The organism is Cellulomonas humilata, assembly GCF_030814415.1.
GTDB lineage: Bacteria > Actinomycetota > Actinomycetes > Actinomycetales > Cellulomonadaceae > Cellulomonas > Cellulomonas humilata_A.
Genome location: NZ_JAUSVB010000003.1, coordinates 282,648 through 307,713, shown reverse-complemented (window position 1 = coordinate 307,713; position 25,066 = coordinate 282,648). Strand labels below are relative to the sequence as shown.

General features: G+C 73.0%; 22 protein-coding genes. 13 read left to right on the top strand and 9 right to left on the bottom strand.

The annotated features are described in order from the left end of the window. Positions 1-46 precede the first annotated feature (46 nt). Positions 47-1,129, bottom strand: a complete 1,083-nt coding sequence (locus J2X26_RS12510; protein WP_307492710.1) for a winged helix DNA-binding domain-containing protein — start codon at positions 1,127-1,129, stop codon at positions 47-49. A 75-nt stretch (positions 1,130-1,204) separates the two neighbouring features. Between J2X26_RS12510 and J2X26_RS12505 the strand changes: the two genes are divergently transcribed. The 8 genes from J2X26_RS12505 (at position 1,205) to J2X26_RS12470 (ending at position 7,751) form a co-directional block, all read left to right on the top strand. Further along, entirely contained in the window at positions 1,205-1,621 is a 417-nt protein-coding gene (locus J2X26_RS12505) for a VOC family protein (protein ID WP_307492708.1), read from the top strand. A gap of 59 nt (positions 1,622-1,680) precedes the next feature. Next, the gene (locus J2X26_RS12500; RefSeq protein WP_307492707.1) at positions 1,681-1,905 is read left to right on the top strand and encodes a hypothetical protein; all 225 of its coding nucleotides are present in this window, start codon (positions 1,681-1,683) and stop codon (positions 1,903-1,905) included. A gap of 392 nt (positions 1,906-2,297) precedes the next feature. After that, positions 2,298-3,233, top strand: coding sequence for a cysteine synthase A (gene cysK / locus J2X26_RS12495; RefSeq protein ID WP_307492705.1), 936 nt, complete (start codon positions 2,298-2,300; stop codon positions 3,231-3,233). A gap of 49 nt (positions 3,234-3,282) precedes the next feature. Further along, positions 3,283-3,870, top strand: a complete 588-nt coding sequence (gene epsC / locus J2X26_RS12490) for a serine O-acetyltransferase EpsC (RefSeq protein ID WP_307492704.1) — start codon at positions 3,283-3,285, stop codon at positions 3,868-3,870. 44 nt (positions 3,871-3,914) lie between these two features. Further along, entirely contained in the window at positions 3,915-4,265 is a 351-nt protein-coding gene (locus J2X26_RS12485) for a GntR family transcriptional regulator (RefSeq protein WP_307492702.1), read from the top strand. 93 nt (positions 4,266-4,358) lie between these two features. Beyond that, a complete protein-coding gene (locus J2X26_RS12480) occupies positions 4,359-5,402 on the top strand; it encodes an LLM class F420-dependent oxidoreductase (RefSeq protein WP_307492700.1) in 1,044 nt (347 codons plus the stop codon). 7 nt (positions 5,403-5,409) lie between these two features. Continuing rightward, the gene (locus J2X26_RS12475) at positions 5,410-5,742 is read left to right on the top strand and encodes an MGMT family protein (RefSeq protein ID WP_307492698.1); all 333 of its coding nucleotides are present in this window, start codon (positions 5,410-5,412) and stop codon (positions 5,740-5,742) included. Positions 5,743-5,846: 104 nt separating this feature from the next. Further along, on the top strand, positions 5,847-7,751 hold the full coding sequence (locus J2X26_RS12470; RefSeq protein ID WP_307492696.1) for an acyltransferase family protein: 1,905 nt from the start codon (positions 5,847-5,849) through the stop codon (positions 7,749-7,751). Positions 7,752-7,753: 2 nt separating this feature from the next. Here the strand turns inward: J2X26_RS12470 and J2X26_RS12465 are convergent, their stop codons facing one another. Beyond that, positions 7,754-8,845 (bottom strand): PP2C family protein-serine/threonine phosphatase, encoded by a 1,092-nt coding sequence (locus J2X26_RS12465; protein ID WP_307492695.1) that lies wholly within the window; start codon positions 8,843-8,845, stop codon positions 7,754-7,756. 107 nt (positions 8,846-8,952) lie between these two features. Between J2X26_RS12465 and J2X26_RS12460 the strand changes: the two genes are divergently transcribed. Next, on the top strand, positions 8,953-10,221 hold the full coding sequence (locus J2X26_RS12460) for a GNAT family N-acetyltransferase (protein ID WP_307492694.1): 1,269 nt from the start codon (positions 8,953-8,955) through the stop codon (positions 10,219-10,221). 7 nt (positions 10,222-10,228) lie between these two features. On the opposite strand, the gene J2X26_RS12455 is transcribed toward J2X26_RS12460, so the two are convergent. Beyond that, a complete protein-coding gene (locus J2X26_RS12455) occupies positions 10,229-10,678 on the bottom strand; it encodes a ribose-5-phosphate isomerase (protein ID WP_307492692.1) in 450 nt (149 codons plus the stop codon). A 114-nt stretch (positions 10,679-10,792) separates the two neighbouring features. On the opposite strand from J2X26_RS12455, the gene J2X26_RS12450 reads away from it, so the two are divergent. Beyond that, positions 10,793-12,781 carry a M13 family metallopeptidase gene (locus J2X26_RS12450; RefSeq protein WP_307492691.1) on the top strand — a complete coding sequence of 663 codons (1,989 nt, stop codon included), beginning with the start codon at positions 10,793-10,795 and terminating at the stop codon, positions 12,779-12,781. Between the two features lie 31 nt (positions 12,782-12,812). Here J2X26_RS12450 and J2X26_RS12445 read toward each other — a convergent pair whose 3' ends face one another. From J2X26_RS12445 to J2X26_RS12435, 3 genes are all read right to left on the bottom strand, one after another. Further along, positions 12,813-13,343, bottom strand: a complete 531-nt coding sequence (locus J2X26_RS12445; RefSeq protein ID WP_307492689.1) for a DUF6636 domain-containing protein — start codon at positions 13,341-13,343, stop codon at positions 12,813-12,815. A gap of 122 nt (positions 13,344-13,465) precedes the next feature. Continuing rightward, on the bottom strand, positions 13,466-14,086 hold the full coding sequence (locus J2X26_RS12440) for a mycothiol-dependent nitroreductase Rv2466c family protein (protein ID WP_307492688.1): 621 nt from the start codon (positions 14,084-14,086) through the stop codon (positions 13,466-13,468). Positions 14,087-14,153: 67 nt separating this feature from the next. Beyond that, a complete protein-coding gene (locus J2X26_RS12435) occupies positions 14,154-15,698 on the bottom strand; it encodes a phytoene desaturase family protein (RefSeq protein ID WP_307492686.1) in 1,545 nt (514 codons plus the stop codon). 84 nt (positions 15,699-15,782) lie between these two features. Here J2X26_RS12435 and pepN point away from each other — a divergent pair, with 84 nt between their 5' ends. After that, positions 15,783-18,383, top strand: coding sequence for an aminopeptidase N (pepN, locus tag J2X26_RS12430; protein WP_307492685.1), 2,601 nt, complete (start codon positions 15,783-15,785; stop codon positions 18,381-18,383). 52 nt (positions 18,384-18,435) lie between these two features. On the opposite strand, the gene J2X26_RS12425 is transcribed toward pepN, so the two are convergent. Both J2X26_RS12425 and malQ read right to left on the bottom strand, forming a co-directional pair. Beyond that, complete coding sequence (locus J2X26_RS12425) at positions 18,436-18,978, bottom strand: toxin (RefSeq protein WP_307492683.1); 543 nt, start codon at positions 18,976-18,978, stop codon at positions 18,436-18,438. Then, positions 18,975-21,113, bottom strand: coding sequence for a 4-alpha-glucanotransferase (malQ, locus tag J2X26_RS12420; protein ID WP_307492681.1), 2,139 nt, complete (start codon positions 21,111-21,113; stop codon positions 18,975-18,977). The genes J2X26_RS12425 and malQ overlap by 4 nt, the downstream gene beginning before the upstream one ends. Positions 21,114-21,213: 100 nt before the next feature. Between malQ and J2X26_RS12415 the strand changes: the two genes are divergently transcribed. Together J2X26_RS12415 and J2X26_RS12410 are read left to right on the top strand one after the other, a co-directional pair. Beyond that, positions 21,214-23,355 (top strand): prolyl oligopeptidase family serine peptidase, encoded by a 2,142-nt coding sequence (locus tag J2X26_RS12415; RefSeq protein ID WP_307492679.1) that lies wholly within the window; start codon positions 21,214-21,216, stop codon positions 23,353-23,355. Beyond that, on the top strand, positions 23,352-24,479 hold the full coding sequence (locus J2X26_RS12410; RefSeq protein WP_307492678.1) for a mechanosensitive ion channel family protein: 1,128 nt from the start codon (positions 23,352-23,354) through the stop codon (positions 24,477-24,479). Before J2X26_RS12415 ends, J2X26_RS12410 begins: the two co-directional genes overlap by 4 nt. Before the next feature lie 4 nt (positions 24,480-24,483). Here the strand turns inward: J2X26_RS12410 and J2X26_RS12405 are convergent, their stop codons facing one another. Beyond that, a complete protein-coding gene (locus J2X26_RS12405; RefSeq protein ID WP_307492677.1) occupies positions 24,484-25,053 on the bottom strand; it encodes a dihydrofolate reductase family protein in 570 nt (189 codons plus the stop codon). Positions 25,054-25,066: the final 13 nt, after the last annotated feature.

Genomic DNA, 25,066 nt, shown 5'->3' with positions numbered 1-25,066 from the left:
TCGCGCAGACCGGGAGATCCAAAGTTGAACTATACACAGATTCTGGTCAGGTGTCTAGTTCGAGCCGGTGCGGCGTCCCGGTGAACCGCGCGAGCCTCTCGAACGACACCCTGATCGCGTCGCGCTGAGCGTCGTCCAGCGACACCGCCAGGTGCGGCTCGGCGACGACCTCGTCCCGCTCGACCACCCTGCGCCACCAGCCGATGACCTGGCTGTCGAGGACGAGCGGCTGGATCACCTGGTTCGTGCCGGCCGGCGCGACCGTCAGCTCCGCGATGTTCGCCGCCGTCCGGCCCTCCGTGTAGGCGACGCCGTACTCGTCGTACCCCTGCAGGACGTGGACCGTCGGCGACGGGTCCCGGGTCGGGGCCGTGGCCGGCGCGAACCAGTAGGTGAGGCCGTCGACGTCGACGGACGTCAGGTCGTCCCCGACTATCGCCAGGCCGCGGCGGATCTGCGTGAGAGTGAGGCTCGACCACCAGCGGAAGTCCTTGACGGTCGCCGGGCCGTGGCTGACGAAGTACCGGCGGGTCAGCTCGGCGAGCGCCGCGTCCGCATCGAGCGCCGGCGTCGGCGGCACCCGCTCGTCGAGCAGGGCGTAGGTGCGCTGCTTGCCGCGCAGCACCCCGCTGACCACGACCGCTGCCAGCTCTGCCGCCATCACCAGGTAGGCCAGCCGGACCCCGCTCGCCTCGATCCCCCGCCGCGCCAGCGCGTCCTGCACCTGCGGGCGCGTCAGGTGGTTGCCGCCCTGGAGCGCCTCGCCCATGACGGCCGTCGCGCGGTCCACGAGGTCGGCGTCGATCCCCGACCGGCGCTCGTAGTAGCTGCTCATCTGCCGCACCCGCGGGCCGGTGAGCGCCAGCATCCAGCGGATGTCCTCGGGGGCCACGAAGTGCCACGTCGGGCGCAGGACGTGCGTGCGCAGGATCGCCCCCGCGTCCAGCGCCGCCTGGACCGCGGCGTCGTCGGCGCCCGCGCTGCGCTGGCCGAGCGACCACCTCGCCATCGCGTACTCCTGCGCCTGCGACGCGCCGAGGTGCCGGACCACGGCCGCCGGGTCGGGCAGCGGCGGGCCGGACAGGTGGTGGTTGTGGAGCCGGCGGTGCGCCACCTCGAGGCGGTCCATGGGGCTCGATCCTGTTGCGTGTGGGCGGGCGGTGACAAGGTGGTCGCGTCGGAACCCAGTCGAAGGAGACCACCCGTGGCCACGTACCTGAACCCGTACCTCAGCTTCCGGGACAACGCCCGCGAGGCCATGGAGTTCTACCAGTCCGTCTTCGGCGGCGAGCTGGTCCTCAGCACGTTCGGCGATTTCCACGCCAGCGACGACCCCGCCGAGGTCGACAAGATCATGCACGGCCAGCTCGAGACGCCCGGCGGGCTCGTGCTCATGGGTGCGGACACGCCGGCCTCCATGGAGCTGGCGACGCAGACCAGCATCTCCGTCTCGGTGAGCGGCCAGGACCTCGCGGAGCTGCAGGGCTACTGGGACAAGCTCGCGGAGGGTGGCACGGTTCTCCAGCCGTTCGCGGACGCACCGTGGGGTGCCAGGTTCGGGATGCTCAACGACAAGTTCGGCACCCCGTGGCTGGTGAACTGCGGACCCGAGATGTCCTAGCCCCGCACCCGGCGCCGCGCGGTGAACGACTCCTCCACGACCGGGGGTGCCGTGATGGGGTGACCCCCCAGCACGCCTGGCGCGAGGACCTGGACCCGCGGATCGCGGTCGTGCGCCGCATCGCCACCGAGCGGCGTGCCGTGCTCGTCCCGGCCGACGGGCTGTTCGCCGCTGCGGCTGCCCGCACGGGGGCGGTGACGTGGGCCGACGACGGGGTGCACCCGACGGCCGCCGGTCACGGACTGCTCGCAGAGGCCTGGCTGGACGCGGTCGGCCTCGGCTGAGCGTCCGCCTGGTGGGGATGCTTTGCGCGCGTGCGGGCGTTGACGCTAGCGTCGTGGCCGATCGTGTCCCGTGTCTCGCGGGCGCGACCCGACCTACCCGGTCCTGGAGGACGTAGCGATGCGCGTGCAGACTGCCGCCCCCGCCGTCCTCGGGCGTGCCTGCGTGGCGCTGCCCTGTTGTCGCTGTCTGTAGAGCGCTGGCTGCTCCTTCGCGCGAGAACCCCTGAACGAGGGGCCGACTCCCGCGCCAGCGCTCGCCCCGCACCGGGACGGACAGCCCCGCACTGATCCGTCCCTCCCGTCCGGCGCCCGCGCCGGACGGACCCCAGACGCATCGCTAGTCAGTCCCCCACCAGCTGCCGGCCGGCCGGCAGCTCGACCAAAGAGGAACCATGGCACGCATCTACGACGACGCCACCGCGCTCATCGGCAACACCCCGCTCGTCCGCATCAACAAGATCACCGACGGCGCCCCCGCGACCGTCGTCGCGAAGCTCGAGTTCTACAACCCGGCCAACTCGGTCAAGGACCGCATCGGCGTCGCGATCATCAACGCGGCGGAGGCGTCCGGCGAGCTCAAGCCCGGTGGCACGATCGTCGAGGCCACCAGCGGCAACACGGGCATCGCGCTCGCGTTCGTCGGCGCGGCCCGCGGCTACAACGTCGTCCTGACCATGCCGGAGACCATGTCCAAGGAGCGCAAGCTCCTGCTGCGCGCGTTCGGCGCCGAGCTCATCCTGACGCCGGGCTCCGAGGGCATGCGCGGCGCGGTCAACCGTGCCGACGAGGTCGTCGCCGAGCGCCCGGGTGCCATCCTGGCCCGCCAGTTCGCCAACGAGGCCAACCCGGAGATCCACCGCACGACGACCGCCGAGGAGATCTGGGCAGACACCGACGGCGAGATCGACATCCTCGTCGCCGGCATCGGCACCGGCGGCACCATCACGGGCGTCGGCCAGGTGCTCAAGGCCCGCAAGCCCGGCGTGAAGATCGTCGGCGTCGAGCCGGCCGAGTCGCCCATCCTCAACGGTGGCGCGCCCGGCCCGCACAAGATCCAGGGCATCGGCGCCAACTTCGTGCCGGAGATCCTCGACACCACGGTCTACGACGAGATCATCGACGTCGACGCTGAGACCGCCGTGAAGGTCGCCCGCCGCGCCGCCGCCGAGGAGGGTCTGCTGGTCGGCATCTCGTCCGGCGCCGCCCTGCACGCCGCGACGCTCCTGGCCCAGCGCCCGGAGAACGCCGGCAAGCTCATCGTCGCCATCGTCCCGTCGTTCGGTGAGCGCTACCTGTCGACCGTGCTCTACGCGGACCTCGTCGACTGACCGCAGGGCACGCTCGCACGACCACCCCCACCGACAGGACGAAGGCACCGTGTCCGACCACCACCTGCACTTCTTCGCCACCCTCGGGGAAGATCTCGAGGCTGCCCGGCACCGCGACCCCGCGGCCCGGTCGCTCGCCGAGGTCGCCCTGGGGTACCCGGGGGTGCACGCGGTGTGGGTGTACCGGCTGACGCACAGGATGTGGCACCAGCCCGGCCTGCGGCTGCCCGCGCGACTGATCTCTCAGCTCGCGCGGGCAGTCACCGGCATCGAGATCCATCCCGGTGCCCGGCTGGGTCGCCGCCTGTTCATCGACCACGGCATGGGCGTCGTCGTCGGTGAGACCGCCGAGGTCGGGGACGACGTGGTCCTGTTCCACGGCTCGACGCTGGGCGGCAAGTCGATGCGCCACGGCAAGCGGCACCCGACGCTCGGCGACAACGTCGTCGTCGGGGCGGGGGCCAAGATCCTCGGGCCGGTGTGGGTGGGCGAGGGCGCGCAGATCGGCGCGAACGCCGTCGTCATCCACGACGTGCCGCCCGGCGCGATCGCGGTCGGGGTGCCGGCGACGATCCGGCTGCGCCCCGCTGCCGCACCGTTCGACATCGAGATCGACGACCCGGCGATCTACATCTGAGGCATCCGCTGTTCTAGTTGTCCTCAAACAACTATGATCGCCGCATGCTCTTCCGCATCGATGCCGCGTCGCCCGACCCGCTGTTCACGCAGCTGGCCGGGCAGGTGCGTGCCGCCGTCGCGCACGGCGAGCTCGTCGACGGCGAGCGGCTGCCGGGGGCCAGGGAGCTCGCCGCCTCGCTCGACATCAACCTGCACACGGTGCTGCGCGCCTATCAGGAGCTGCGCGACGAAGGCGTGATCGAGCTCCGCCGCGGTCGGGGCGCCGTGGTCACCGCCCCCGAGCAGGACAACTCCGAGCTGCACGCCGCCATCGAGACGCTGGTGCGCGTCGCCCGGTCCCTCGGCGTCGCCCCGCAGACCACCACCGCGCTGGTCAAGGAAGCACTGCGCTGACAGACGGATCTGCAGCGCGCGACACGCGATACCCCGGGTAGCAGGTAGCCTGGCGCGGGCGTCGACGACGACGCCGGACCTGGAGGACTGACGATGCGGCTGGGCTACCACACGGGCTACTGGTCGGCGGGTCCCCCGCCCGGTGCGCAGGAGGCCGTCCTCGGCGCGGAGCAGCTCGGGTTCGACTCGGTGTGGACGGCCGAGGCCTACGGCTCCGACGCCCTGACCCCCCTCGCCTGGTGGGGTGCGCGCACCACGCGCATCCGGCTCGGCACGGCGATCGCGCAGATCTCCGCCCGCACGCCGACGGCCGCCGCGATGGCGGCCCTCACGCTCGACCACCTCTCCGGCGGCCGGTTCGTCCTGGGCCTCGGTGCCTCGGGCCCGCAGGTGGTGGAGGGCTGGTACGGCCAGCCCTACCCGAAGCCGCTCGCCCGCACCCGCGAGTACGTGTCCATCGTCCGGCAGGTCCTGGCCCGCGAGGCTCCCGTCACGTTCGACGGCCAGTTCTACCGGCTCCCCCTGCCCGCCGACGAGGGGTCCGGCCTGGGCAAGGCGCTGCGCTCGACCGTGCACCCCCTGCGGTCGGACCTGCCCATCCACCTGGCCGCCGAGGGCCCGCGCAACATCGCGATGTCGGCGGAGATCGCCGACGGCTGGCTGCCGCTGTTCTACTCGCCGCGCATGGACGGCGAGTATCGGACGCTCCTGGCGGAGGGCTTCGCCAAGCGCACCGCCGGGCTCAGCGCCGTCGAGGACTTCGAGGTCGTCGCCACCGTCCCGGTCGTCCTGGGCGCCGACGTCGAGTCCGCCGCCGACAGCGTCCGGCCGTTCATCGCGCTGTACGCAGGCGGCATGGGGGCCAAGGGCGCCAACTTCCACCGCGACGTGCTGGACCGGCTCGGGTACGCCGAGGCGTGCGACGAGATCCAGGCGCACTACCTCGCCGGCGACCGCGCGCGTGCGACCGCCGCCGTCCCGCTCGAGCTGGTCCAGGACATCGCGCTGGTCGGCACGGTCGACGACATCCGGGCCCAGCTCCCCGCGTGGGAGAGCACGGCCGTCACGACGATGCTGGTCCAGGCCGACCCGCGGACGCTCCCGGCGATCGCGGACGCCCTGCGCGCACCGGCCTGACCGCGGCATGAACGACGACTACGCGGAGGCGGTGCTCGACCTGGTCGCCGCCATCCCCGCCGGCCGCGCGATGACGTACGGGACGGTCGCGGAGGTCGTCGGGGACCTGCTCGAGGCCCGCGACGGCGTCCGGCGCGGCGGACCGCGACAGGTCGGTCAGGTCATGAGCCACGCCGGCTCCGGGGTGCCGTGGTGGCGCGTCGTCAATGCAGCGGGAAGACCCCCGGCCCGGCACACGACGCGCGCACTGGCCCTCCTGGGCGACGAGGGCACGCCGCTCAGCGCCGACGGGACGCGTGTCGCGCTGCGTCGCGCCATCTGGTTCCCCGACGAGGACTGACCGCCCCGCGTGTCCCCCGCCGGATCGCGCGTCGACCCGACCTACCCTGGCCGCACGGGAGCGCCCGCACGTCTCCCGCGCACGTGCACCGACCCGGGGGATCCATGACCGTCACCGCCCAGCGCCCCGCGCTCGCGGAGCAGCGGTCGCCCCGACCGGCCCCTCCGGCACGCATGCCCTACCTGGGCGGGCTCGACGGGGTCCGTGCGGTCGCCGTCGCCGGGGTCGTGGTCTACCACCTGGGCGCGCCGTGGATGCGCGGCGGCTTCCTGGGTGTCGACGTCTTCTTCGTCCTGTCCGGCTACCTCATCACCACGATCGTGCTCGACGAGGTGGAACGCACCGGCGCCTTCTCGTTCCGCCGCTTCTACGCCCGACGGGCACGCCGCCTGCTGCCGGCGCTCGGCCTGCTCTTGGTCGCGATGGCCGGTGTCGCCGTCGCGATGCCCAGCGAGGCGGCGGAGCTGCGCGGCGACATCGCGGCCGCCGCGACGTACGTGTCGAACTGGTGGCAGATCTTCGCCGAGCGCTCCTACTTCGAGATGGTCAGCCGACCACCCCTGCTCCAGCACCTGTGGTCCCTGGCCATCGAGGAGCAGTTCTACCTGGTGTTCCCGCTGGTCGTCGTGGTGGCGCTGCGAGCCGGTCGGGCGCGCGTCGGGCAGGTCGCCGGGAGCCTCGCGCTGCTGTCGACGGTGGCGATGGCGGTCCTGGCCATCCGCACCTCCTCCCCCGTCCCGAACGACCCCAGCCGCGTGTACTTCGGCACCGACACCCACTCCATGGGGCTTCTGGTCGGCGCGGCCATGGCGGCCACGTGGACGCCGTGGCGGACCTGGGGCCTGGCCGGGTCGTGGTTCCGAGAACGCGGCCGGGCGGTTCGTCGCTTCGAGGCGGGCGTCACCGACGTCCTCGGGGTTCTCGCGCTGTTCGGGGTCGTGGCGGCGTTCGTCTGGGTCGACGAGTTCAGCGACGCGCTGTACCGCGGCGGCTTCCTGGCGTTCTCGTTGCTGGCGGCGGTGCTCGTCGGCGCGGTCGCGGACCCCGCCGGGCTGCTGGGGCGCGCGCTCGGCCGCCAGCCGTGGCGCTGGCTCGGTGAGCGGTCCTACGGCATCTACCTGTGGCACTGGCCCGTCTTCATGCTCAGCCGCCCCGGGGTGGACCTCGACCTGTCCCCGTGGCTGGCCACGATCCTGCGGCTGGCCGCCGTGCTGGGCCTCGCCGAGCTGTCCTACCGGTTCGTCGAGCTCCCCGTCCGCCGGGGAGCGGTGGGTCGGGCGGTCGCGCGCGTGCGCCGGCCGCACGAGGACCGCGCGCGCACGATGCTGCGCGTGGTCGCCGCGGCGGTCGGTCTCGCGGTCGTCGGCGGGGTCGCGACGGCCGCCCTCGCGCAGGTGCCGCGGGTGGGTGCGGAGGGCGGGTCCTGGCAGCCCGAGCCCGTGCCCGTGGTGACGTCGCAGCGGTCGACCCCGACCCCGACACCCACCCCGACCGTGACGCCGACGCCCACTCCGGTCGAGACGACCCCGCCACCACCGCCGCCCGAGGAGGTCGGCGCCATCTCGAGCATCGGGGACTCGGTCATGCTCGGCGCCGCCGCGGACCTGGCCGCCCGCGGGGTCACCGTCGACGCCGTGGAGTCACGGCAGTTCGGCGCCATGCTCGAGCTGGTCCGCGCCGGGGTCGCGGCGGGAACCCTGGGCCACACGCTGATCGTGCACGGCGGGACCAACGGGCCGATCGATGAGGCGAGCCTGCGGGAGCTGCTCGAGCTCACCCGGGACCGGCGCGTGTACCTGGTCAACGTCCACGTGCCGCGGACCTGGGCCGACTACAACAACGAGCTCCTCGCGCGCGTCACCCCCGAGTACCCGCACGCGCACCTGCTCGACTGGAACACGCTCGGCACCGCCAACCGCGCGTGGTTCTACAGCGACGACATCCACCTGCAGGCCGGCGGCGGGCGTGAGGGGTACGCGGACTGGCTGGTCACGTCCGTGCAGCCCTGACGTCAGTCGCGGTGGACCAGGACGACCGCGCGGTCGTCGTCGTCGCCCGCCTTCACCCCGGCCAGCACCGCCGCCGCGGTGCCGCGACCGGGTGCCAGGACGCGGTCCGCCACCCCCATGAACCGGTCGATGCCCTGGTCGAGGTCTCCCCCGCGCATCTCGACCAGCCCGTCCGTGTAGAGCAGGAGGACGTCACCGCGCTCCATGCGTCCCGCGCGTGACTCGCACCGGATGTCGGCCACGACCCCGAGCGCAGGGCTGCCGACCGTGTCGATCAGCTCGAGGCGCCCCGAGCCGGCGTGCAGGTGCACCGCGGGCGGGTGCCCGGCCGACGACACCCAGAAGTCGCCTGTCCGCAGGTCGAGCGCCACGTGGATCGCCGTCGCGAAGCCCTCGTCCCACGCCTGCGCGAGCAGGTACTGGTTGGCGGCCCGGAGGAACTTGTCGCGCGGCATGGCCCCGAGCAGGCCACCGAACGCACCGGACAGCTGCAGCGAGCGCACCCCCGCGTCGAGTCCCTTGCCGGAGACGTCGACCAGGACGATCTCGAGCGCGTTCTCGTCGGACCGGGTGCCCGCCACCATGAAGTCCCCGGAGAAGCCGTCGGCGTGCGCCGAGCGGATCTCGCTGTCCACCCGCCACCCGGCGGGCAGCGGGGGGACGCGGCCGTGCGCAGCGAGCCGGTCGCGCAGGTCGACGAGCATGAGGTCACCGGGCGCTCCCTGGAGCCCGAGCCGTTCCCGCTCGCGCGCGAAGGCGATGGTCGCGCCCACGGAGACGGTGATCACGACGAGGATGCCGGGGATCATCGACGCCGCTCCCCACCACCACAACCACCACGAGCACCCGAGGATCGCGACGCCGAGCACGATGATGTTGCGCAGCCGCAGCAGGAACACCGCGACGAGCTCGATGAGCAGGAAGGTCGACGGCGGGACCCACTCGGGCTGCTGCGCTATACCCAGCGCCAGGAGTCCCACGCTGAGCACGAGGGCCGCCGTGAGCGTGACCTGCGAGCGCCCGCTCCACCGGCGCAGCACGAGGGTCGCGCGGGTGAGCAGGCCCTGCGCCGGCACCCATCGGACTCCCCACATCTGGCGAGCGTATCCGCAGGTCACCGGCACGAGATACTGGGCTCCGCGGCGCCGTGCCGATGCAAAATGGAGGTGCCGTCGGGCGTGCCATGCCGGACGATGGCGACATGAGCCCGCTTCCCGACGGATACCGCCTCGTCGACGTGCCCGAGAGCCGCAAGGACGAGTACCTCGAGGTCGACCGCCTGGCGTTCGCGTTCGACTCGAGCCCCGAGACCGACGCCCTCGTCCCGATCACCTTCGAGTGGGACCGGGCGCAGGCCGTCGAGGATCCCGACGGGGTGCTCGCGGCCGTGCACGCGTCCTACGCGCACGCGATGCCGGTACCGGGCGGCACGATCGCGTGCTCGGGGCTCACCTGGGTGGGCGCCCGGCCGGACCAGCGCCGCCGCGGCCTGCTGACCGCGATGATCGACTCCCACTTCGCCCGGTCGCTCGCACGTGACGAGCCGATCTCCGCCCTGTTCGCCGCCGAGCACGCGATCTACGGGCGGTACGGCTACGGCTCGGCCGCCGACGACGTACGAGTGAAGATCGCCCGCGGCGCCGCCCTGCGTGACGTCCCCGGGACGGACGAGCTCACGGTGAAGCTGGCGACCGCCGACGTCGCGCGCCACAGCGCTCTGGTGGACGCCGTGCACCGCGCGGCGGGCGCGGGCAGGCCCGGCTGGACCACCCGCGACAGCGACGCGTGGCGCACCCGGGTCCTGGTCGACCCGCCGGCCTGGCGCGAGGGCGCCGAACCGCTGCGGATCGTCACGGTGCACGACTCCGCGGGCGAGGTCCGGGCCTTCGCGCTGTTCCGGCGCAAGGAGAACTGGGCGGAGGGCGGCCCCGCCGGGACCGTCAAGGTGCGCGAGGCGGTCGCCGTCGACGCGGCTGCGACGCATCGCCTCTGGTCGTTCCTGCTGGACCTCGACCTCACCGCCACCGTCGACGGACCGATGCTGCCCGTCGACGACACCCTCCTGCACCTGCTGGTGGACCCCCGCGCGGTGGTGCCCAAGGTCAACGACAACCTCTGGATCCGGATCCTCGACCTGCCCGTGGCTCTCGCCGGACGCCGGTACGCGGCCCCCGTCGACGTCGTGCTCGACGTGACCGACACCCGCCTGACCGCGAACGCGGGCCGGTGGCGCCTGACCACGGGCGCCCGGCAGGACGACGGCACGTACCCGGCCGAGGTCACCCGCACGCAGGACGCCGCCGACGTGACGCTCGACGTCCGCGAGCTCGGGGCCGTCTACCTCGGCGGCCGGTCGCTGCTGGCGCAGGCCCGCGCCGGCCTGGTGACGGAGCAGACGCCCGGTGCGCTGCAGTCCGCGGCCGTCGCGTTCCTGTGGCCGGTCGCCCCGATGTGCAACTACGTCTGGTGACCGGCGGCTAGCGCCCGGCCTCGTAGGCCGCGAGGAGGTCGATCCGGCGCTGGTGGCGCGCGTCGTGGCTGAACGGCTCGGCCACGAACGCGTCCACCAGCTCCAGGGCCTCGTCGACGGAGTGCTGACGTGCACCGATCGCGACGACGTTGGCGTCGTTGTGCTGGCGACCCAGCTGCGCGGTCGTGAGGTTCCACGCGAGGGCGGCTCGCACGCCGGTGACCTTGTTCGCGGCGATCTGCTCGCCGTTGCCCGAGCCGCCGATGACGACGCCGAGCGACCCCGGGTCGGCCACGACGGCCTCGCCGGCCGCGAAGCAGAAGGGCGGGTAGTCGTCGAGCGCGTCGTAGGTGTCGGCGCCGTGGTCGACGACGTCGTGGCCCGCGGCGCGCAGGTGCTCGATCAGGGCGACCTTCAGCTCGAATCCGGCGTGGTCGGAGGCGACGTGGATGCGCATGGGGCCATCCTGCCGCACCACCCCCGGGGCGCCGCGTCGGGAGTCCGGCAGGCGGTCGTCAGCCCTGGGCGTAAGCCACGGCGCACAGGACGCACCCGTCCGTAGGCTGTGCGCATGACGCGCAGTGGCATCGACCTGACCGCACTCGACCCCGACGTCCGTCCCCAGGACGACCTCTACGCCCACGTGAACGGCCGCTGGCTCGCGGCCCACGTGATCCCCGCGGACCGCGCGATGGACGGCGCGTTCCGCGCCCTGCACGACCGGGCGGAGGAACAGGTCCGCGACATCATCACGGACGCCGGCGAGTCCGCTGCGGCGGGGACGTCCACGGACCCCGTGGAGGCGAAGGTCGGCGCCGTCTACGCGTCGTTCATGGACACCGACGTCGTCGAGGCCGCCGGCGTCGCGCCGCTGCGCACCGACCTCGCGCTCGTCGAGGCGGCGACCACGCAGGCAGAGCTCACCGGGGCGCTCGGCGCCCTGCAGCGCACCGGGGCCGGCGGTGCCGTCGGGTTCTACGTCGACAACGACGCCAAGGAGCCCACCCGCTACGTCGTGCACCTCGCGCAGGGCGGTCTGGGCCTGCCCGACGAGGCCTACTACCGCGACGCGCAGTACGCGCCGGTGCTCGCGGCCTACCGCCCGCACGTCGCCCGCATGCTGCGCCTCGGTGGTGCCGCGGCGGACGAGACGCAGGCCGACGAGCTCGCCGGTCGGGTCCTGGCCCTCGAGACCGCGCTGGCCGCCGGGCACTGGGACGTCGTCAAGGACCGGGACGCCGACCTCACCTACAACGCCCTGACCCTCACCGCCCTCGCCGAGCGTGCCCCCGGGTTCGACTGGCACTCCTGGGTGCTGGCGCTCGGCGCACCGGCCACGGCGTTCGACCACCTCGTCGTGCGCGAGCCCTCGTTCGCCGAGGCCTTCGCCACCCTGTGGGAGAGCGAGCCGCTCGAGGACTGGAAGGCGTGGCTCAGCTACCACGTCATCTCCGACCGGGCGCCGTACCTGAACGACGAGCTGGTCGAGGCGAACTTCGACTTCTACGGCCGGACGCTCACGGGTGCGCAGGAGCTGCGCGACCGCTGGAAGCGCGGTGTCTCGCTGGTGCAGGGCGTGCTCGGCGAGGCCGTCGGCAAGGTCTACGTCGACCGGCACTTCCCGGCGGCGCACAAGGCGCGGATGGAGGGGCTGGTGGCCAACCTGGTCGCCGCGTACCGCGAGTCCATCTCGCAGCTGGACTGGATGGGTGAGGAGACGCGCGCGAAGGCGCTCGCCAAGCTCGAGGCGTTCACCCCCAAGATCGGCTACCCCGCCCGCTGGCGCGACTACTCGACGCTCGAGGTGTCCGCGGACGACCTGCTGGGCAACGTGCGCCGCGCCTACGCGTTCGAGCAGGACCGCGAGCTGGGCAAGATCGGCAAGCCGATCGACCGCGACGAGTGGTTCATGACCCCGCAGACGGTCAACGCCTACTACAACCCCGGACTGAACGAGATCGTGTTCCCGGCCGCCATCCTGCAGCCGCCGTTCTTCGACGCCGACGCCGACGACGCCGTCAACTACGGCGGAATCGGTGCCGTCATCGGCCACGAGATCGGCCACGGGTTCGACGACCAGGGGTCCAAGTACGACGGCGACGGGCGCCTCGAGGACTGGTGGACGGCCGACGACCGCGCGGAGTTCGAGTCGCGCACCAAGGCGCTGATCGACCAGTACTCGGTGTTCTCCCCGGTGCAGCTGAACGGGTCGCACCACGTGAACGGCGAGCTCACCATCGGCGAGAACATCGGCGACCTCGGTGGGCTCTCCATCGCGTTCACCGCCTACCGCATCGCGCTCGGCACCCCGCTCGAGGACGCCCCCGTGATCGACGGGCTGACGGCCGCTCAGCGCGTGCTGCTCGGCTGGGCGCAGGTGTGGCAGGCGAAGGGTCGCGACGAGGAGATCATCCGCCGGATCGCCACCGACCCGCACTCCCCCAACGAGTTCCGCTGCAACGGCGTGGTGCGCAACGTCGACGAGTTCTACCTCGCCTACGACGTCCAGCCGGGCGACGCCCTGTACCTCGCACCCGAGGAGCGCGTCCGTATCTGGTGACGCACGACGCCCCTGGTCCGGGCGGTCGGCGTCAGGCCGGCAGCTCGGACCAGGTGGCGCGGGCGAGCTGGAACCCGGTGCCCGACCCGTCCGTGCACTGCACGCCGTCGGTCGCGCTGCGGCACGTGTAGTCGCCCACGCTCGTGGTCAGCCCGTACTCGAGCACGGGGACGTCGTCGCCGGCCACCGCGGGCGGCGGTCCGCTCACGCAGTCGAACGCGACGCCGTCCGTGTTCAGGACGATCACGTGCCCGGTCACCTCGGTGCACCCCGCCACGACCGGCGGTGCGTAGGTGTAGCTGGCGATGGTGCAGGTCACGCCGTCGACGGACATGGTGCACGCGATGTTCCCGCTGGGCAGCGCGAACGCGACCGGCTCGGTGGAGGTGGCCGACGCGCTCGACGACGGGGTGCTCGACGCGCTCGCCCCGGTGGTCGCGTCCGCGGTGCCGTCCTCGCCTCCGCCATCACCGCTCACGAAGACGATCGCGAGGATCAGCAGGAGCACCACCAGCACCGCGTCGACGATGACGAAGAGCCGGATGGTGCGCGCCGAGGTCATGCTGCTCCGTTCCTCCCCGTGGGGGTCACCGACCCGCCCGGTCTGGGGCGGAGTCGGCGACCAGGATCACACGGGACGAACCGGACGGGCCACTCGCCCTGGTCAGATGCCCAGAACAGTCCTCAGAACGACGGGCCGGCCGTCCGCGAGCGCTTGAGCTCGTAGAAGCCGGGGACGCTCGTCATGAGGGCGAGACCGTCGAACAGGCGACCGGCGGCGTCGCCGGTGGGGGCGGGCGTCATGACGGGGCCGAAGAACCCGACGCCGTCGATGGCGACGACCGGGGTGCCGACGTCGTCGCCGACGAGCGAGATCCCCTCACCGTGCGACTCGCGCAGCAGCGCGTCGACCTCGTCGGTGCCGGCGACCGCCGCCAGCCCGGCCGGCAGGCCCACCTCGGCCAGGGACTCGGCGATGATCGCGGCGTTGTCGGTGCGACCGCCGGGGTGGCGGCGCGTGCCCATCGCGTCGTACAGCGGCTTGATGACCTGCTCACCGTGGTCGCGCGCGGCGGCGATGATGACGCGCACCGGTCCCCAGCCCTCGTCCATGAGGTCGCGGTACCGCTGCGGCAGGTCGTCCCGCTTCTCGTTCAGCACGGACAGGCTCATGACGTGCCAGCGGACGTCCACGTCGCGGATCGCGGCGACCTCGTCCATCCAGCGGGACGTCATCCATGCCCACGGACAGGCCGGGTCGAACCAGAAGTCGACGACGGGGCGGGCGGTGGGCGTGCTCGTCACAGAGTCCTCCAGAGATGTCGGTGCCTGGCGCAACCATCTCGCCGCGCCGCGCTATTCCCGCAGGTCGTCAGGCCGTGCCCAGGACGGCGAACGCCGCGGCGCGACCGGGGATGCCGCTGACACCGCCGCCGCGCCGGGCGCCCGCACCGGCGATCAGGATGCGCGGGTCCGCCGTCTCGACGCCCCAGCCGCCCACCTCGTCGTCGTGCTCCGCCCAGGGCCACGCGAGGTCGCGGTGGAAGATGTGGCCGCCCGGCAGGCCGACGTCGGCCTCCAGGTCGACGGGGCTGCGGGCCTCCAGGCAGGGCGCTCCGGTCGCGTCGCGGGCGAGGCAGTCCTCGAGCGGTTCCGCCAGGACGCTGTCGATGGACCGCAGGGTGGCGGTCAGGGCGCGCTCGCGGGCACCGTCCGGGTCGGCCGCGAACAGCCGCGCGGGCATGTGCAGGCCGAACGCCGTGAGCGTGTGGTGACCGGTGGCGCGCAGGTCGGCGCCGAGGATCGAGTCGTCCGTGAGCGAGTGGCAGTACGTCTCGACGGGCGGCACGTCCGGGATCACGCCGGCGGCGGCCTGCTGGTAGGCCGTCTCGAGCTCGGTGGCGGACTCGTGCACGTGGAACGTACCGGCGAACGCCGTGGCCGGGTCCACCCCCGAGCGCAGCCGCGGCAGGCGCGTGAGCAGCATGTTCAGCTTGAGCTGCGCCCCCTCGGGCGCCGCGCCGGGAGACCGGCCGAGCAGCCGGTCCAGCACGGCCGGCGCGCACGCGGCGAGCACGTGCCGCGCGCCCACGCGATGCTGCGTCCCGTCGGCATCGGTCCACGTCACCTCGGCAGCTGCGCTCGGGCCGCCGGGGTCGACCGCGGTGACCTCGGCCGAGGTGACCAGCTCCGCACCACCGGCGCGAGCCGCACTCTCGAGCGCACCCGCGACGGCGCCCATGCCCCCCACGGGCACGTCCCAGTCCCCGGTTCCCCCGCCGATCACGTGGTAGAGGAAGCACCGGTTGGCCCGCCCTCCGGGCTCGTGCGCGCGGGCGAAGGTACCGATGAGGGCGTCCGTGAGCACGATCCCCCGGACCAGGTCGGAACCGAAGGTCGCGTCCACGACCTCGCCCACGGGCCGCTCGACCAGGTCGCGCCAGTCGGCCGCACCGAGCAGCCGCCGCGCGTCGTCGCGCGACAGCAGCGGCTCGGTCATCGTCGGCCAGAGCCGTGCGGCGAGCGCGCCGGTGCGGGCGCCGAACGCTCGCCACGCGGCGACGTCGCCACCCGCCCCGACCGAGGCGAACGACTCGGCGGTCGCGGCCTCGTCGGCCGTGTCGACGAGCAGTCCCCCGCTGCCGGCGGGCGTGTAGGAGGAGATGCGCCGGCGGCGGAGCTCCACCCGCAGCCCGAGCTCGTCGCGGACCTGCCGGGGCATCAGCGAGACCAGGTAGGAGTAGCGCGACACGTTGGCGTCGACCCCCGGGAACGCCCGCGCCGACTGCGTCGCGCCGCCCACGTGGTCCGCCCGTTCGAGCAGCAGGACGGTCCGTCCGGCGCGGGCCAGATAGGCGGCAGCGGTCAGGCCGTTGTGGCCGCCGCCGACGATGACCGCGTCGTAGGTCGCATGCACGCGTCGACCTTAGGGCGCACACGGCTGCGTGCGATGATCGACCCGGCCAAGAGCCCACCCGATCGCGTCCCGAGGAGTACCTGCGTGCCTGGAGAGAACCTCACCCGTGCAGAGGCGCGCGAGCGCGCCGCAGTCGTCGCCACCGAGTCGTACGACGTCACCCTGGACCTCACCACCGGTCCGACGACGTTCGAGTCCCGCACCGTGGTGCGGTTCACGGCGACCCCGGGTGCCTCGACGTTCATCGACCTGATCGCACCGACCGTGCACGAGGTCACGCTCAACGGCCGGTCGCTGGACGTCGCGGCCGTCGTCACCGACGCGCGCATCCAGCTGGACGGCCTCGCCGCGACCAATGAGCTCGTCGTCGTCGCCGACGCCGCATACATGAACACCGGCGAGGGCCTGCACCGGTTCGTCGACCCCGTGGACGACGAGGTCTACCTGTACTCGCAGTTCGAGGTGGCCGACTCCCGGCGCGTGTTCGCCGTGTTCGAGCAGCCCGACCTCAAGGCCGCGTTCACCTTCACGGTGACCGCTCCGGCTCACTGGACCGTCGTGTCCAACTACCCGCAGGTCGGCATGCCCGTCGTCGTCGAGGGCGGCACCAACCGCAACGGCGGCGCCGACAAGGGCACCGCCACGTGGACGTTCGAGACGACCCCGCGCATCTCGTCGTACATCACGGCCGTCATCGCCGGGCCGTACCACGCCGAGCACCGCGAGCTCACCAGCCAGGACGGCCGCATCATCCCGCTGGGCGTCTACTGCCGTGGGTCGCTGGCCGAGCACCTGGACACCGACAACATCGTCGACCTCACGCGCGCCGGCTTCGACTTCTACGAGCGGGCGTTCGGGGTCCCGTACCCGTTCACCAAGTACGACCAGCTGTTCGTGCCGGAGTTCAACGCCGGCGCGATGGAGAACGCCGGCGCGGTGACGTTCCTCGAGTCCTACGTGTTCCGGTCCAAGGTCCCCGAGGCCACGATCGAGCGCCGCGCCGTCACGATCCTGCACGAGCTGGCACACATGTGGTTCGGCGACCTGGTGACCATGCGATGGTGGGACGACCTGTGGCTGAACGAGTCGTTCGCCGAGTACATGTCGACCCTCGCCACCGCCCAGGCCACCCGCTGGACCAGCGCCTGGACCACGTTCTCCTCGATGGAGAAGAACTGGGCCTACCGGCAGGACCAGCTGCCCTCGACGCACCCGATCGTCGCGGACATGCGCGACCTGGAGGACGTCGAGGTCAACTTCGACGGCATCACCTACGCCAAGGGCGCGAGCGTGCTCAAGCAGCTGGTGTCCTGGGTGGGTCAGGACGAGTTCTTCGCGGGCGTCCGCGCCTACTTCGCCAAGCACGCGTGGGGCAACACCGAGCTGCGCGACTTCCTCACCGAGCTCGAGGCAACCAGCGGACGCGACCTGTCCGCCTGGTCCGGCCTCTGGCTGGAGAAGGCGGGCGTCACGCTGCTGCGGCCCGAGATCACGGTGGACGACGCCGGCGTCATCACGTCGTTCGCGGTCCTGCAGGAGGTGCCCGACGAGCACCCGGTGCAGCGCCCGCACCGCCTCGCGATCGGCGGCTACGACCTCGACGCGACGACCGGCCGGCTGGTCCGGACGGCCCACGTCGAGCTGGACGTCGCCGGTCCGCGCACCGAGGTCCCTCAGCTGGTCGGCGTGCAGCGCCCCGCGCTCGTGCTGGTCAACGACGACGACCTCGCCTACGCCAAGGTCCGTCTCGACGAGCAGTCGCTGGCCGCCTCGATCGAGCACCTCGGCAAGTTCGACGACTCGCTGCCGCGCACGCTCGTCTGGACCGCCGCCTGGGACGCCACCCGCGACGGCGAGACGCCCGCCCGCGACTTCGTCGACCTGGTCCTGAACAACATCGCGCAGGAGACGGACTCCTCCGTGGTGCTGGTCCTGCTGCGCCAGCTGTCCACCGCGCTCGACCTGTACGCGGCACCGGAGCACCGGTCCGCCACCGAGATCGCGGCGGCCGACCGGCTGCTCGCGCTCGCCCGTGCGGCCGAGGCCGGCTCCGACACGCAGCTGCAGCTGGTGAAGTCCTTCGCCGGCCGGGCCGCGACCACCGAGCAGCTGGACGCCGTCCGTGACCTGCTGGACGGTCAGGCGACCCTCGAGGGTCTGTCCATCGACACCGACCTGCGCTGGGAGCTGCTCACCTCCCTGGTGACGGGCGGCCGCGCGGGCGACCCGGACATCGCCGCCCAGCTCGCCGCCGACGCCACCGCGACCGGTCAGCGCGCCGCTGCCGCCGCACGTGCCGCCGTGCCCACCGCTGCCGCCAAGGCGACGGCCTGGGAGTCCGTGGTGGACCAGGACGGTCTACCGAACGCCATCCAGGCCGCGACGATCGCCGGCTTCGGCCGCGTGCACGACCGCTCCCTGCTCGTGCCGTTCGTCGAGCCCTACTTCGCGGGGCTCGAGTCCGTGTGGGCGGACAAGACCAGCGAGATGGCGCAGAACATCGTCGTCGGCCTGTACCCGACCGAGCTGGCCGACGACGCCTCCGTGGACGTGCTGGGTGCGACCGACGCCTGGCTCGACGGCCACCCGGACGCGCCCTCGGCGCTGCGCCGCCTGGTGCTGGAGTCCCGCGACGGTGTCCGTCGCGCGCTCGCGGCACAGAAGGCGGACCTCCGCCGCTCCTGATCGGCTGACCCGACGGGGCCCGCACTCCTCACGGGGTGCGGGCCTCGTCGCGTCAGGGTGCCAGCGTCCCCAGCCACCGCTGCGCCTCGCGTGGGCTGCGCAGGCGGATGACCGGGATCGGGGAGTCGGCGGCGAGCGTCGAGTAGCGGGTGCGAGTGCGGGTGTGCGACGTCCACGACCACAGCACCACGTTCTGCTCCGGGTCGGCGTTCAGCACGTTGCGCAGGTTCTCGCGGTTGCCGTGCCACAGCTCCGTGCGCAGCACCCCGCGGCGCAGGGTCCGTCGGACCACCCGCGCCATGACCGTCCGGCGCGGGTAGTCGAGCCAGACGAACGCTTCTGCGTCGGTGAGGAGGCCCTGCGTGCCCGCGGTCCAGTTGCCGTCGGTCACCCAGCCGCGGTCCGCCGACTCCACGAACGCGCGGATCAGCGCTCGTGCCTCTTCCGGGTCCCGCTTCGTCCATCCGGCGTCCCAGAACACCTCGTCGAGCTCCAGGTGCGGCACGTCGAGCCGCGCGGCGAGCCGACCGGCGAACGTGGTCTTCCCGGACCCGGTGGTCCCCACGACGCGGACGCGGCGGAGCTGCCCGGTCATGCTCCGCTGTTGAGGACGGCCGCCAGCGACCGCAGCCGCTGGTTGGTGAACAGGTCCTCCACCAGCACGACCCGTCCGGAGCTGTCCGCCAGCGGCACCTTCCAGTTCGGGTACTCCTGGTCGGTCCCGGGCTGGTTCTGCGCGCGTCGCTCCCCCACCGCGTCGGCCAGCGAGACGCCGACCAGCACGGACGGGGTCGCCATGACATAGCGGTGCAGCGCCTCGACGATCTCGCGCTCCGAGGGGTCGTCGCCCACCAGGTCGCGGTCCCGCAGGACGCCGAGCATCTGGTCCTTCTCGGCCAGCGCCGCCGCGCGGACCACGGCCACCGGGTCTGTCAGCAGGCCGAGCCGCTCGCGGATGGCCACGTGCTCGCCCGCCAGGTACCCCGCGGTCGGGGGCAGGTCGTGCGTCGTCACCGTGGCCAGGACCAGCGGCCGGTAGTGCTCGGGGGCGAGCGGCGCGCCGTGCATGTCGCGCTCGAACCAGAGCACCGAGGTCCCGAGGATCCCGCGCTCGGACAGGTAGTCCCGCACCCAGGGCTCGACGACGCCGAGGTCCTCCCCGATGACGACGGCGCCGGCGCGGTGCGCCTCGAGCGCCAGGATGCCGACGAGCGCCTCGTGGTCGTAGCGGACGTAGGCACCGTCGGCGGAGTCGGCGCCCTCGGGGATCCACCAGAGCCGGAACAGCCCGATGACGTGGTCGATGCGGATGGCGCCCGCGTGCCGGAGCACGGTGCGCAGCATGTCCCGGTACGGCTTGTACGCGGCCCGCGCCAGGGCATCGGGGCGCCACGGCGGCTGCGACCAGTTCTGCCCCTGCTGGTTGTACATGTCCGGCGGCGCACCGACCGTGGCGCCCCGGGCGAGCACGTCGCCGAGCGCCCACACGTCCGCGCCCTGCGGGTGCACCCCGACGGCGAGGTCGTGCATGATGCCCAGCGCCATGCCCCCGTCGAGGGCAGCGCGCTGAGCGGCCGCCAGCTGCTCGTCGGCCACCCACTGGAGCCACAGGTGGAACTCGACGCGCTCCGCCAGCTCGGTGCGGAGCTCCGCGACCAGCGAGGACGACGGGTCGAGGGCGTCGGCGGGCCACGGCGTGACGTCGGCGTACTTCTCCGCGAGCGCGCACCACAGCGCGAAGGTCTCCAGCCCGAAGCCCTCCTGGTCGACGAACGCGTCGAACGCGGCCTGCCGGGCAGCCGACCGGGGTGCCGCGAAGACGACCTCGAGCGCAGCGCGCTTGGCGGTCCAGGCGGCGTCGCGGTCGATGGGGCCGGCGTCGTCGTCGGTGGCCAGCACCGGTTCGGACGCCCACTCCACCAGCGTGCGGTCCGCCGACGAGAGGTAGCCGGCCTCGCGGACGTCCTCGACGCGGATGTAGAGCGGGTTCACGAAGCGGCGCGTCGTCGGCAGGTACGGCGACGGCGTCAGCGGGACGGTCGGCTCGGCGGCGTGCAGCGGGTTGATGAGCAGGAAGTCGGCGTCCAGCTCGCGCGCTGCGAGCCAGCCGATCTCGGCGAGGTCCGCCAGGTCTCCGACGCCCCACGACGCCCGCGACCGCACCGAGTAGAGCTGGGCCATGAGCCCCCACGACCGGCGCTCCCGCAGGGCGCCGGGGAGCTCGAGGTGCGACGGCGTCACCACCAGCGGGCTGTGCGCGCTGGCACTCGGCCCCTCGGCGACGATCTCGTGCCAGCCGAGCGGAAGGTCCGTGGGCAGCGTGAAGGTGGCACGCCCGACCAGCCGGCCGTCGACCGTCCGGGGCTCGACGGGCACGTCGGCCTGCGAGACCTCGCGCCGGCCGCCACCGACCTCGGGGTCCAGCTCGATCCACACCTCGACGGGGTCCTCGTGCGTGACGTGCACCGGCACGTGCGCCTGCCGGCCCTCCCGGACGACGAGCACGGGCGGCAGCACGCGGCGCCACGGCATGTCCTCGACGTGGGCGATGGCCAGGTCGACACGCTCCGGGGAGGACGCGTCGACGCCGAGCGCCCCGAGCACCCCCTGGAGGGTGGCGGCGGACGCGCGGCGGCTCTGTCCGTGGAAGTCCCAGTGGTCCGGGACCACCCCGTAGGCCCCTGCGAGGCGCAGGAGGGCGTCGGACGCGGTCCCCGGGTCGTCTGCCACATGCCGATCCTGCCAGAGCATTCCGCGCACACGCAGGACAGACGCTCCCGATCGCGTCACTCGCGCACCCTCGCAGCCACCCGTCGTAGCCTTGCGGACCATGACCGCACCTGCTCTGCGCACGTACCCGGCCGCCCCTCGCACCGATCTGGTGGAGGACCTGGGTGGGCACCGCGTCGCCGACCCGTTCCGCGGGCTGGAGGACGCGGGGTCCGACGAGACCGAGGCGTGGTCGACCGCGCAGGACGTCCTGTACGCGCAGTACCGCGAGACGCTCGCGACCGTCGGCCCGTTCGGCACCGACGCCCTGACCGACCGGCTGAGCGCCCTGCTGGGCGCCGGCTTCGTGAGCCCGCCCGCCTGGCGCGGCGACCGTCGGTTCTTCTCCCGCCGGGTGGGCGACCAGGAGCACGCGGTCGTCGTGGTGGTCGACGGCGATGTCGAGCGCGTCCTGCTGGACCCCATCGCGATCGACCCCGCCGGCACCACGACGCTCGACGCGTGGCAGCCGTCCAAGGAGGGCCACCTGGTGGCGTACCAGGTGTCGTCGGGCGGCACCGAGGAGAGCGTGCTGCACGTCCTCGACGTGGCCACCGGTGAGCTGGTCGACGGGCCGATCGACCGGGCGCGGTACTCCCCCGTGGCGTGGCTGCCCGGCGGTGAGGCGTTCTACTACGTCCGCCGGCTCCCCCCGGAGGAGCTGCCGCAGGATGAGGCCCAGTACCACCGACGCATCTGGTTGCACCGCCTGGGTACCCCGGGCTCCCAGGACGTCGAGGTGTTCGGCACGGGCCTGGACCACACGAACTACTACGGCGTGTCGGTCTCTCGCGACGGGCGCTGGCTCATCGTGTCCGCCTCCGCGGGGACCGCGCCGCGTACCGACGTGTGGATCGCGGACCTGACGGCGTCGGGACTCGAGCAGCCGTCGTTCGTCGAGGTCGCCGTCGGTCTCGACGCCGAGACCGGCGCGTGGGTGGCCCGGGACGGCCGGCTGTACGTGCACACCAACCTGGACGCGCCGCGGGGCCGGATCGCGGTCACGGACCCGACCGCACCGGGCGTCGAGCACTGGACGACGCTGCTGGCGGAGGACCCGACGGCGGTCCTGGAGGACGTCGCGTTCATCGACGGCGGCGGCGCGGACACGACGCCGACGCTGCTGCTGGCGTCCTGGCGCCGGCACTCGGTGTCCGAGGTCAGCGTGCACGACCCGCGCACCGGCGAGCGCCGCCCGGACGTGTTCGCCCTGCCCGGCCTCGGCTCCATCTCGGGCCTGGCGACGCACCCCGACGGCGGCCCCGAGGTCTGGTTCTCGTACGCCGACCACACGACGCCGACGAGCGTGCACCGGTTCGACGCGCGCACGGGCGGGACGACCCTGTGGGCGGCGCCTCCCGGGCTGGTCGCCGACCTGCCCGACGTCCGCGCCCAGCAGATCGAGGTCACCAGCCCCGACGGCACGACGGTCCGCGCGTTCGTCGTCGCGCGCACCGACGCGCTCGACGACGACGGCCGACCGCTCGCTGCCGCGCCCACGATCCTCTACGGCTACGGCGGGTTCCAGATCTCGCTCGACCCCGCGTTCTCCGCGACGACGCTCGCCTGGGTCGAGGCGGGCGGCGTGTACGTCGTCGCCAACCTGCGCGGCGGCGGCGAGGAGGGCGAGCAGTGGCACCGCGCGGGCATGCGCGCGCACAAGCAGAACGTGTTCGACGACTTCCACGCCGTCGGCGACCACCTCGTCGCGCTGGGCTGGACCACCCCGGACCAGCTGGCCTGCTGGGGCGGCTCCAACGGCGGCCTGCTGGTGGGCGCGGCCCTGACGCAGCGGCCCGACCTGTTCGCGGCCGTCGTGTGCTCGGCGCCGCTGCTCGACATGGTCCGCTACCAGCGGTTCGGCCTCGGCGTGACGTGGACGGAGGAGTACGGCGACGCCGACGACCCCACCGAGCTCGGCTGGCTGCTCGGCTACTCGCCGTACCACCGGGTCGTCGACGGCACCGCGTATCCCGCCACGCTCTTCACGGTCTTCGAGGGCGACACGCGCGTCGACCCGCTGCACGCCCGCAAGCTCGCCGCGGCCCTGCAGGCGGCGACCAGCAGCGACCGGCCGGTGCTGGTCCGCCGCGAGCGCGGGGTCGGCCACGGCGGGCGGGCCCTGTCTCGGACCATCGGGCTGACGGTCGAGCAGCTGCAGTTCGTCGCGGACCGCACCGGCCTGACTGGCGGCAACGCATGAGGGCCGCGCTGCTCGCGGCCGCGACACCGGAGCCGCAGGGGACGGACGACCCGCTCAGCCCGACCGACACGACGTCGGCGCAGTCGTGGGGACAGTGGTTCCTCGGCATCCCGTTGAAGATCATCCTCATCGTCGCGATCAGCAGCATCGCGCTGTTCCTGCTCCGTCGCACGATCCGGACGATCACCAACCACGTCGCCGACGGCACGCCGTTCCTCGACCGCGGGATCCTGCGGCCCATCGGCGAGTCCGACGTGGGCGGCGTCCTGGCCAAGGCGAATCCGCTCTCCAGCGCCCGCCGTGCGCAGCGCGCCCGCACGCTCGGCTCGGTGCTGCGGTCGAGCGCCACGATCGTCGTCGGCGGGATCGCGTTCTTCCTGATCCTGGACACGCTCGGGGTCAACATCGCCCCGTTCATCGCGTCCGCCGGCGTCATCGGGGTCGCGCTCGGCTTCGGCGCGCAGAGCCTGGTCAAGGACTTCCTCACCGGCCTGTTCATGCTGCTGGAGGACCAGTACGGGGTCGGTGACGTGGTGGACGTCGGCCCGGCGAACGGGACCGTCGAGGCGGTCACCCTGCGGATCACGAAGATCCGTGACTCCGACGGCACGCTCTGGTACGTCCCCAACGGGACGATGCTGCGCGTCGGCAACAAGACCCAGGGCTGGGCGACGGCGGTCGTGGAGATCGACGTCGACTACTTCGCCGACCTGGACCAGGTCCGGGGGCTGCTGGCAGAGGCCGCGTCGCGGGTGGTCAAGGACCCGGTGGTCGGCGCGCACATCCTCGGGGAGCCGACGATCACCGGCATCGAACGGCTCAGCGCCGACGCCGTGACGCTGCGCCTGAAGGTCAAGACGTCGCCGGCCATGCAGTGGGAGGTGGCCCGCGAGCTGCGGACCGCGACCCGGGAGGCGCTCGAACGTGCGCACGTGCCGCTGGCCGGTCAGCGCGACCTCATGGCCACGCACCGAGCGGCCTTCGCGCCGCAGGACGAGGCCACTCCGCGGGACCCGCGGAACACTCCGCTCGACGACGTCGTGAGCAACCGCGACGCCCGGGTCGCCGCCACGGGCGACGAGCCGGTGCCGACGGAGGAGCCCGCCCCCGCCGAGGAGCGCTGACCGCCTACTGGCCGGGCGGCCCGGTGAGGATCGTCGGGACGTACTCGACGAGCTGGATCTTCCCGTCGAACGTCCGGCTGTCCACCATCTCCAGCCCCACGTCGGGATAGCCGTCGTAGATCCGCTCGGCTCCGGTGCGCCCCGTGATCACGGGGAACATGACGACGCGGAACCGGTCGACGAGCCCCGCCTCGAGCAGCGTCCTGCACAGCGTGAGGCTGCCGATCGTGCGCAGCCCGGGAAGATCGTCGTCGGTCTTCATGAACCGGACCGCCTCGACGGCATCTCCGTCGACGAGACGCGTGCTCGCCCAGGTCAGCGGCTCGGTCAGGGTGGAGGAGAACACGACCTTGGGCATGTCGGTCAGCACGTCGGCGCCCTCCTCGCCACCGGCGGCGAACTGCGACATCAGGCGGTACGTGGTGGCCCCCATGAGGATCGGCCAGTCGCCCTCGGGTGACTCGCCGAGCCAGGCCAGGTACTCGGGACCCTCGAGCCCCCACCAGCCGGGCCAGCCCTCTGCTGACGCGTACCCGTCGAGCGAGGTGATGAAGTCGACCAGCAGCTCTGCCATCGGAACCTCCCGT

Coding starts and splice junctions, on each gene's coding strand:
- J2X26_RS12510 (WP_307492710.1), bottom strand. CDS start 1,129: ATGGACCGCCTCGAGGTGGCGCACCGCCGGCTCCACAACCACCACCTG.
- cysK (WP_307492705.1), top strand. CDS start 2,298: ATGGCACGCATCTACGACGACGCCACCGCGCTCATCGGCAACACCCCG.
- J2X26_RS12485 (WP_307492702.1), top strand. CDS start 3,915: ATGCTCTTCCGCATCGATGCCGCGTCGCCCGACCCGCTGTTCACGCAG.
- J2X26_RS12480 (WP_307492700.1), top strand. CDS start 4,359: ATGCGGCTGGGCTACCACACGGGCTACTGGTCGGCGGGTCCCCCGCCC.
- J2X26_RS12475 (WP_307492698.1), top strand. CDS start 5,410: ATGAACGACGACTACGCGGAGGCGGTGCTCGACCTGGTCGCCGCCATC.
- J2X26_RS12470 (WP_307492696.1), top strand. CDS start 5,847: ATGACCGTCACCGCCCAGCGCCCCGCGCTCGCGGAGCAGCGGTCGCCC.
- J2X26_RS12465 (WP_307492695.1), bottom strand. CDS start 8,845: ATGTGGGGAGTCCGATGGGTGCCGGCGCAGGGCCTGCTCACCCGCGCG.
- J2X26_RS12460 (WP_307492694.1), top strand. CDS start 8,953: ATGAGCCCGCTTCCCGACGGATACCGCCTCGTCGACGTGCCCGAGAGC.
- J2X26_RS12455 (WP_307492692.1), bottom strand. CDS start 10,678: ATGCGCATCCACGTCGCCTCCGACCACGCCGGATTCGAGCTGAAGGTC.
- J2X26_RS12450 (WP_307492691.1), top strand. CDS start 10,793: ATGACGCGCAGTGGCATCGACCTGACCGCACTCGACCCCGACGTCCGT.
- J2X26_RS12445 (WP_307492689.1), bottom strand. CDS start 13,343: ATGACCTCGGCGCGCACCATCCGGCTCTTCGTCATCGTCGACGCGGTG.
- J2X26_RS12425 (WP_307492683.1), bottom strand. CDS start 18,978: ATGACCGGGCAGCTCCGCCGCGTCCGCGTCGTGGGGACCACCGGGTCC.
- J2X26_RS12415 (WP_307492679.1), top strand. CDS start 21,214: ATGACCGCACCTGCTCTGCGCACGTACCCGGCCGCCCCTCGCACCGAT.
- J2X26_RS12410 (WP_307492678.1), top strand. CDS start 23,352: ATGAGGGCCGCGCTGCTCGCGGCCGCGACACCGGAGCCGCAGGGGACG.
- J2X26_RS12405 (WP_307492677.1), bottom strand. CDS start 25,053: ATGGCAGAGCTGCTGGTCGACTTCATCACCTCGCTCGACGGGTACGCG.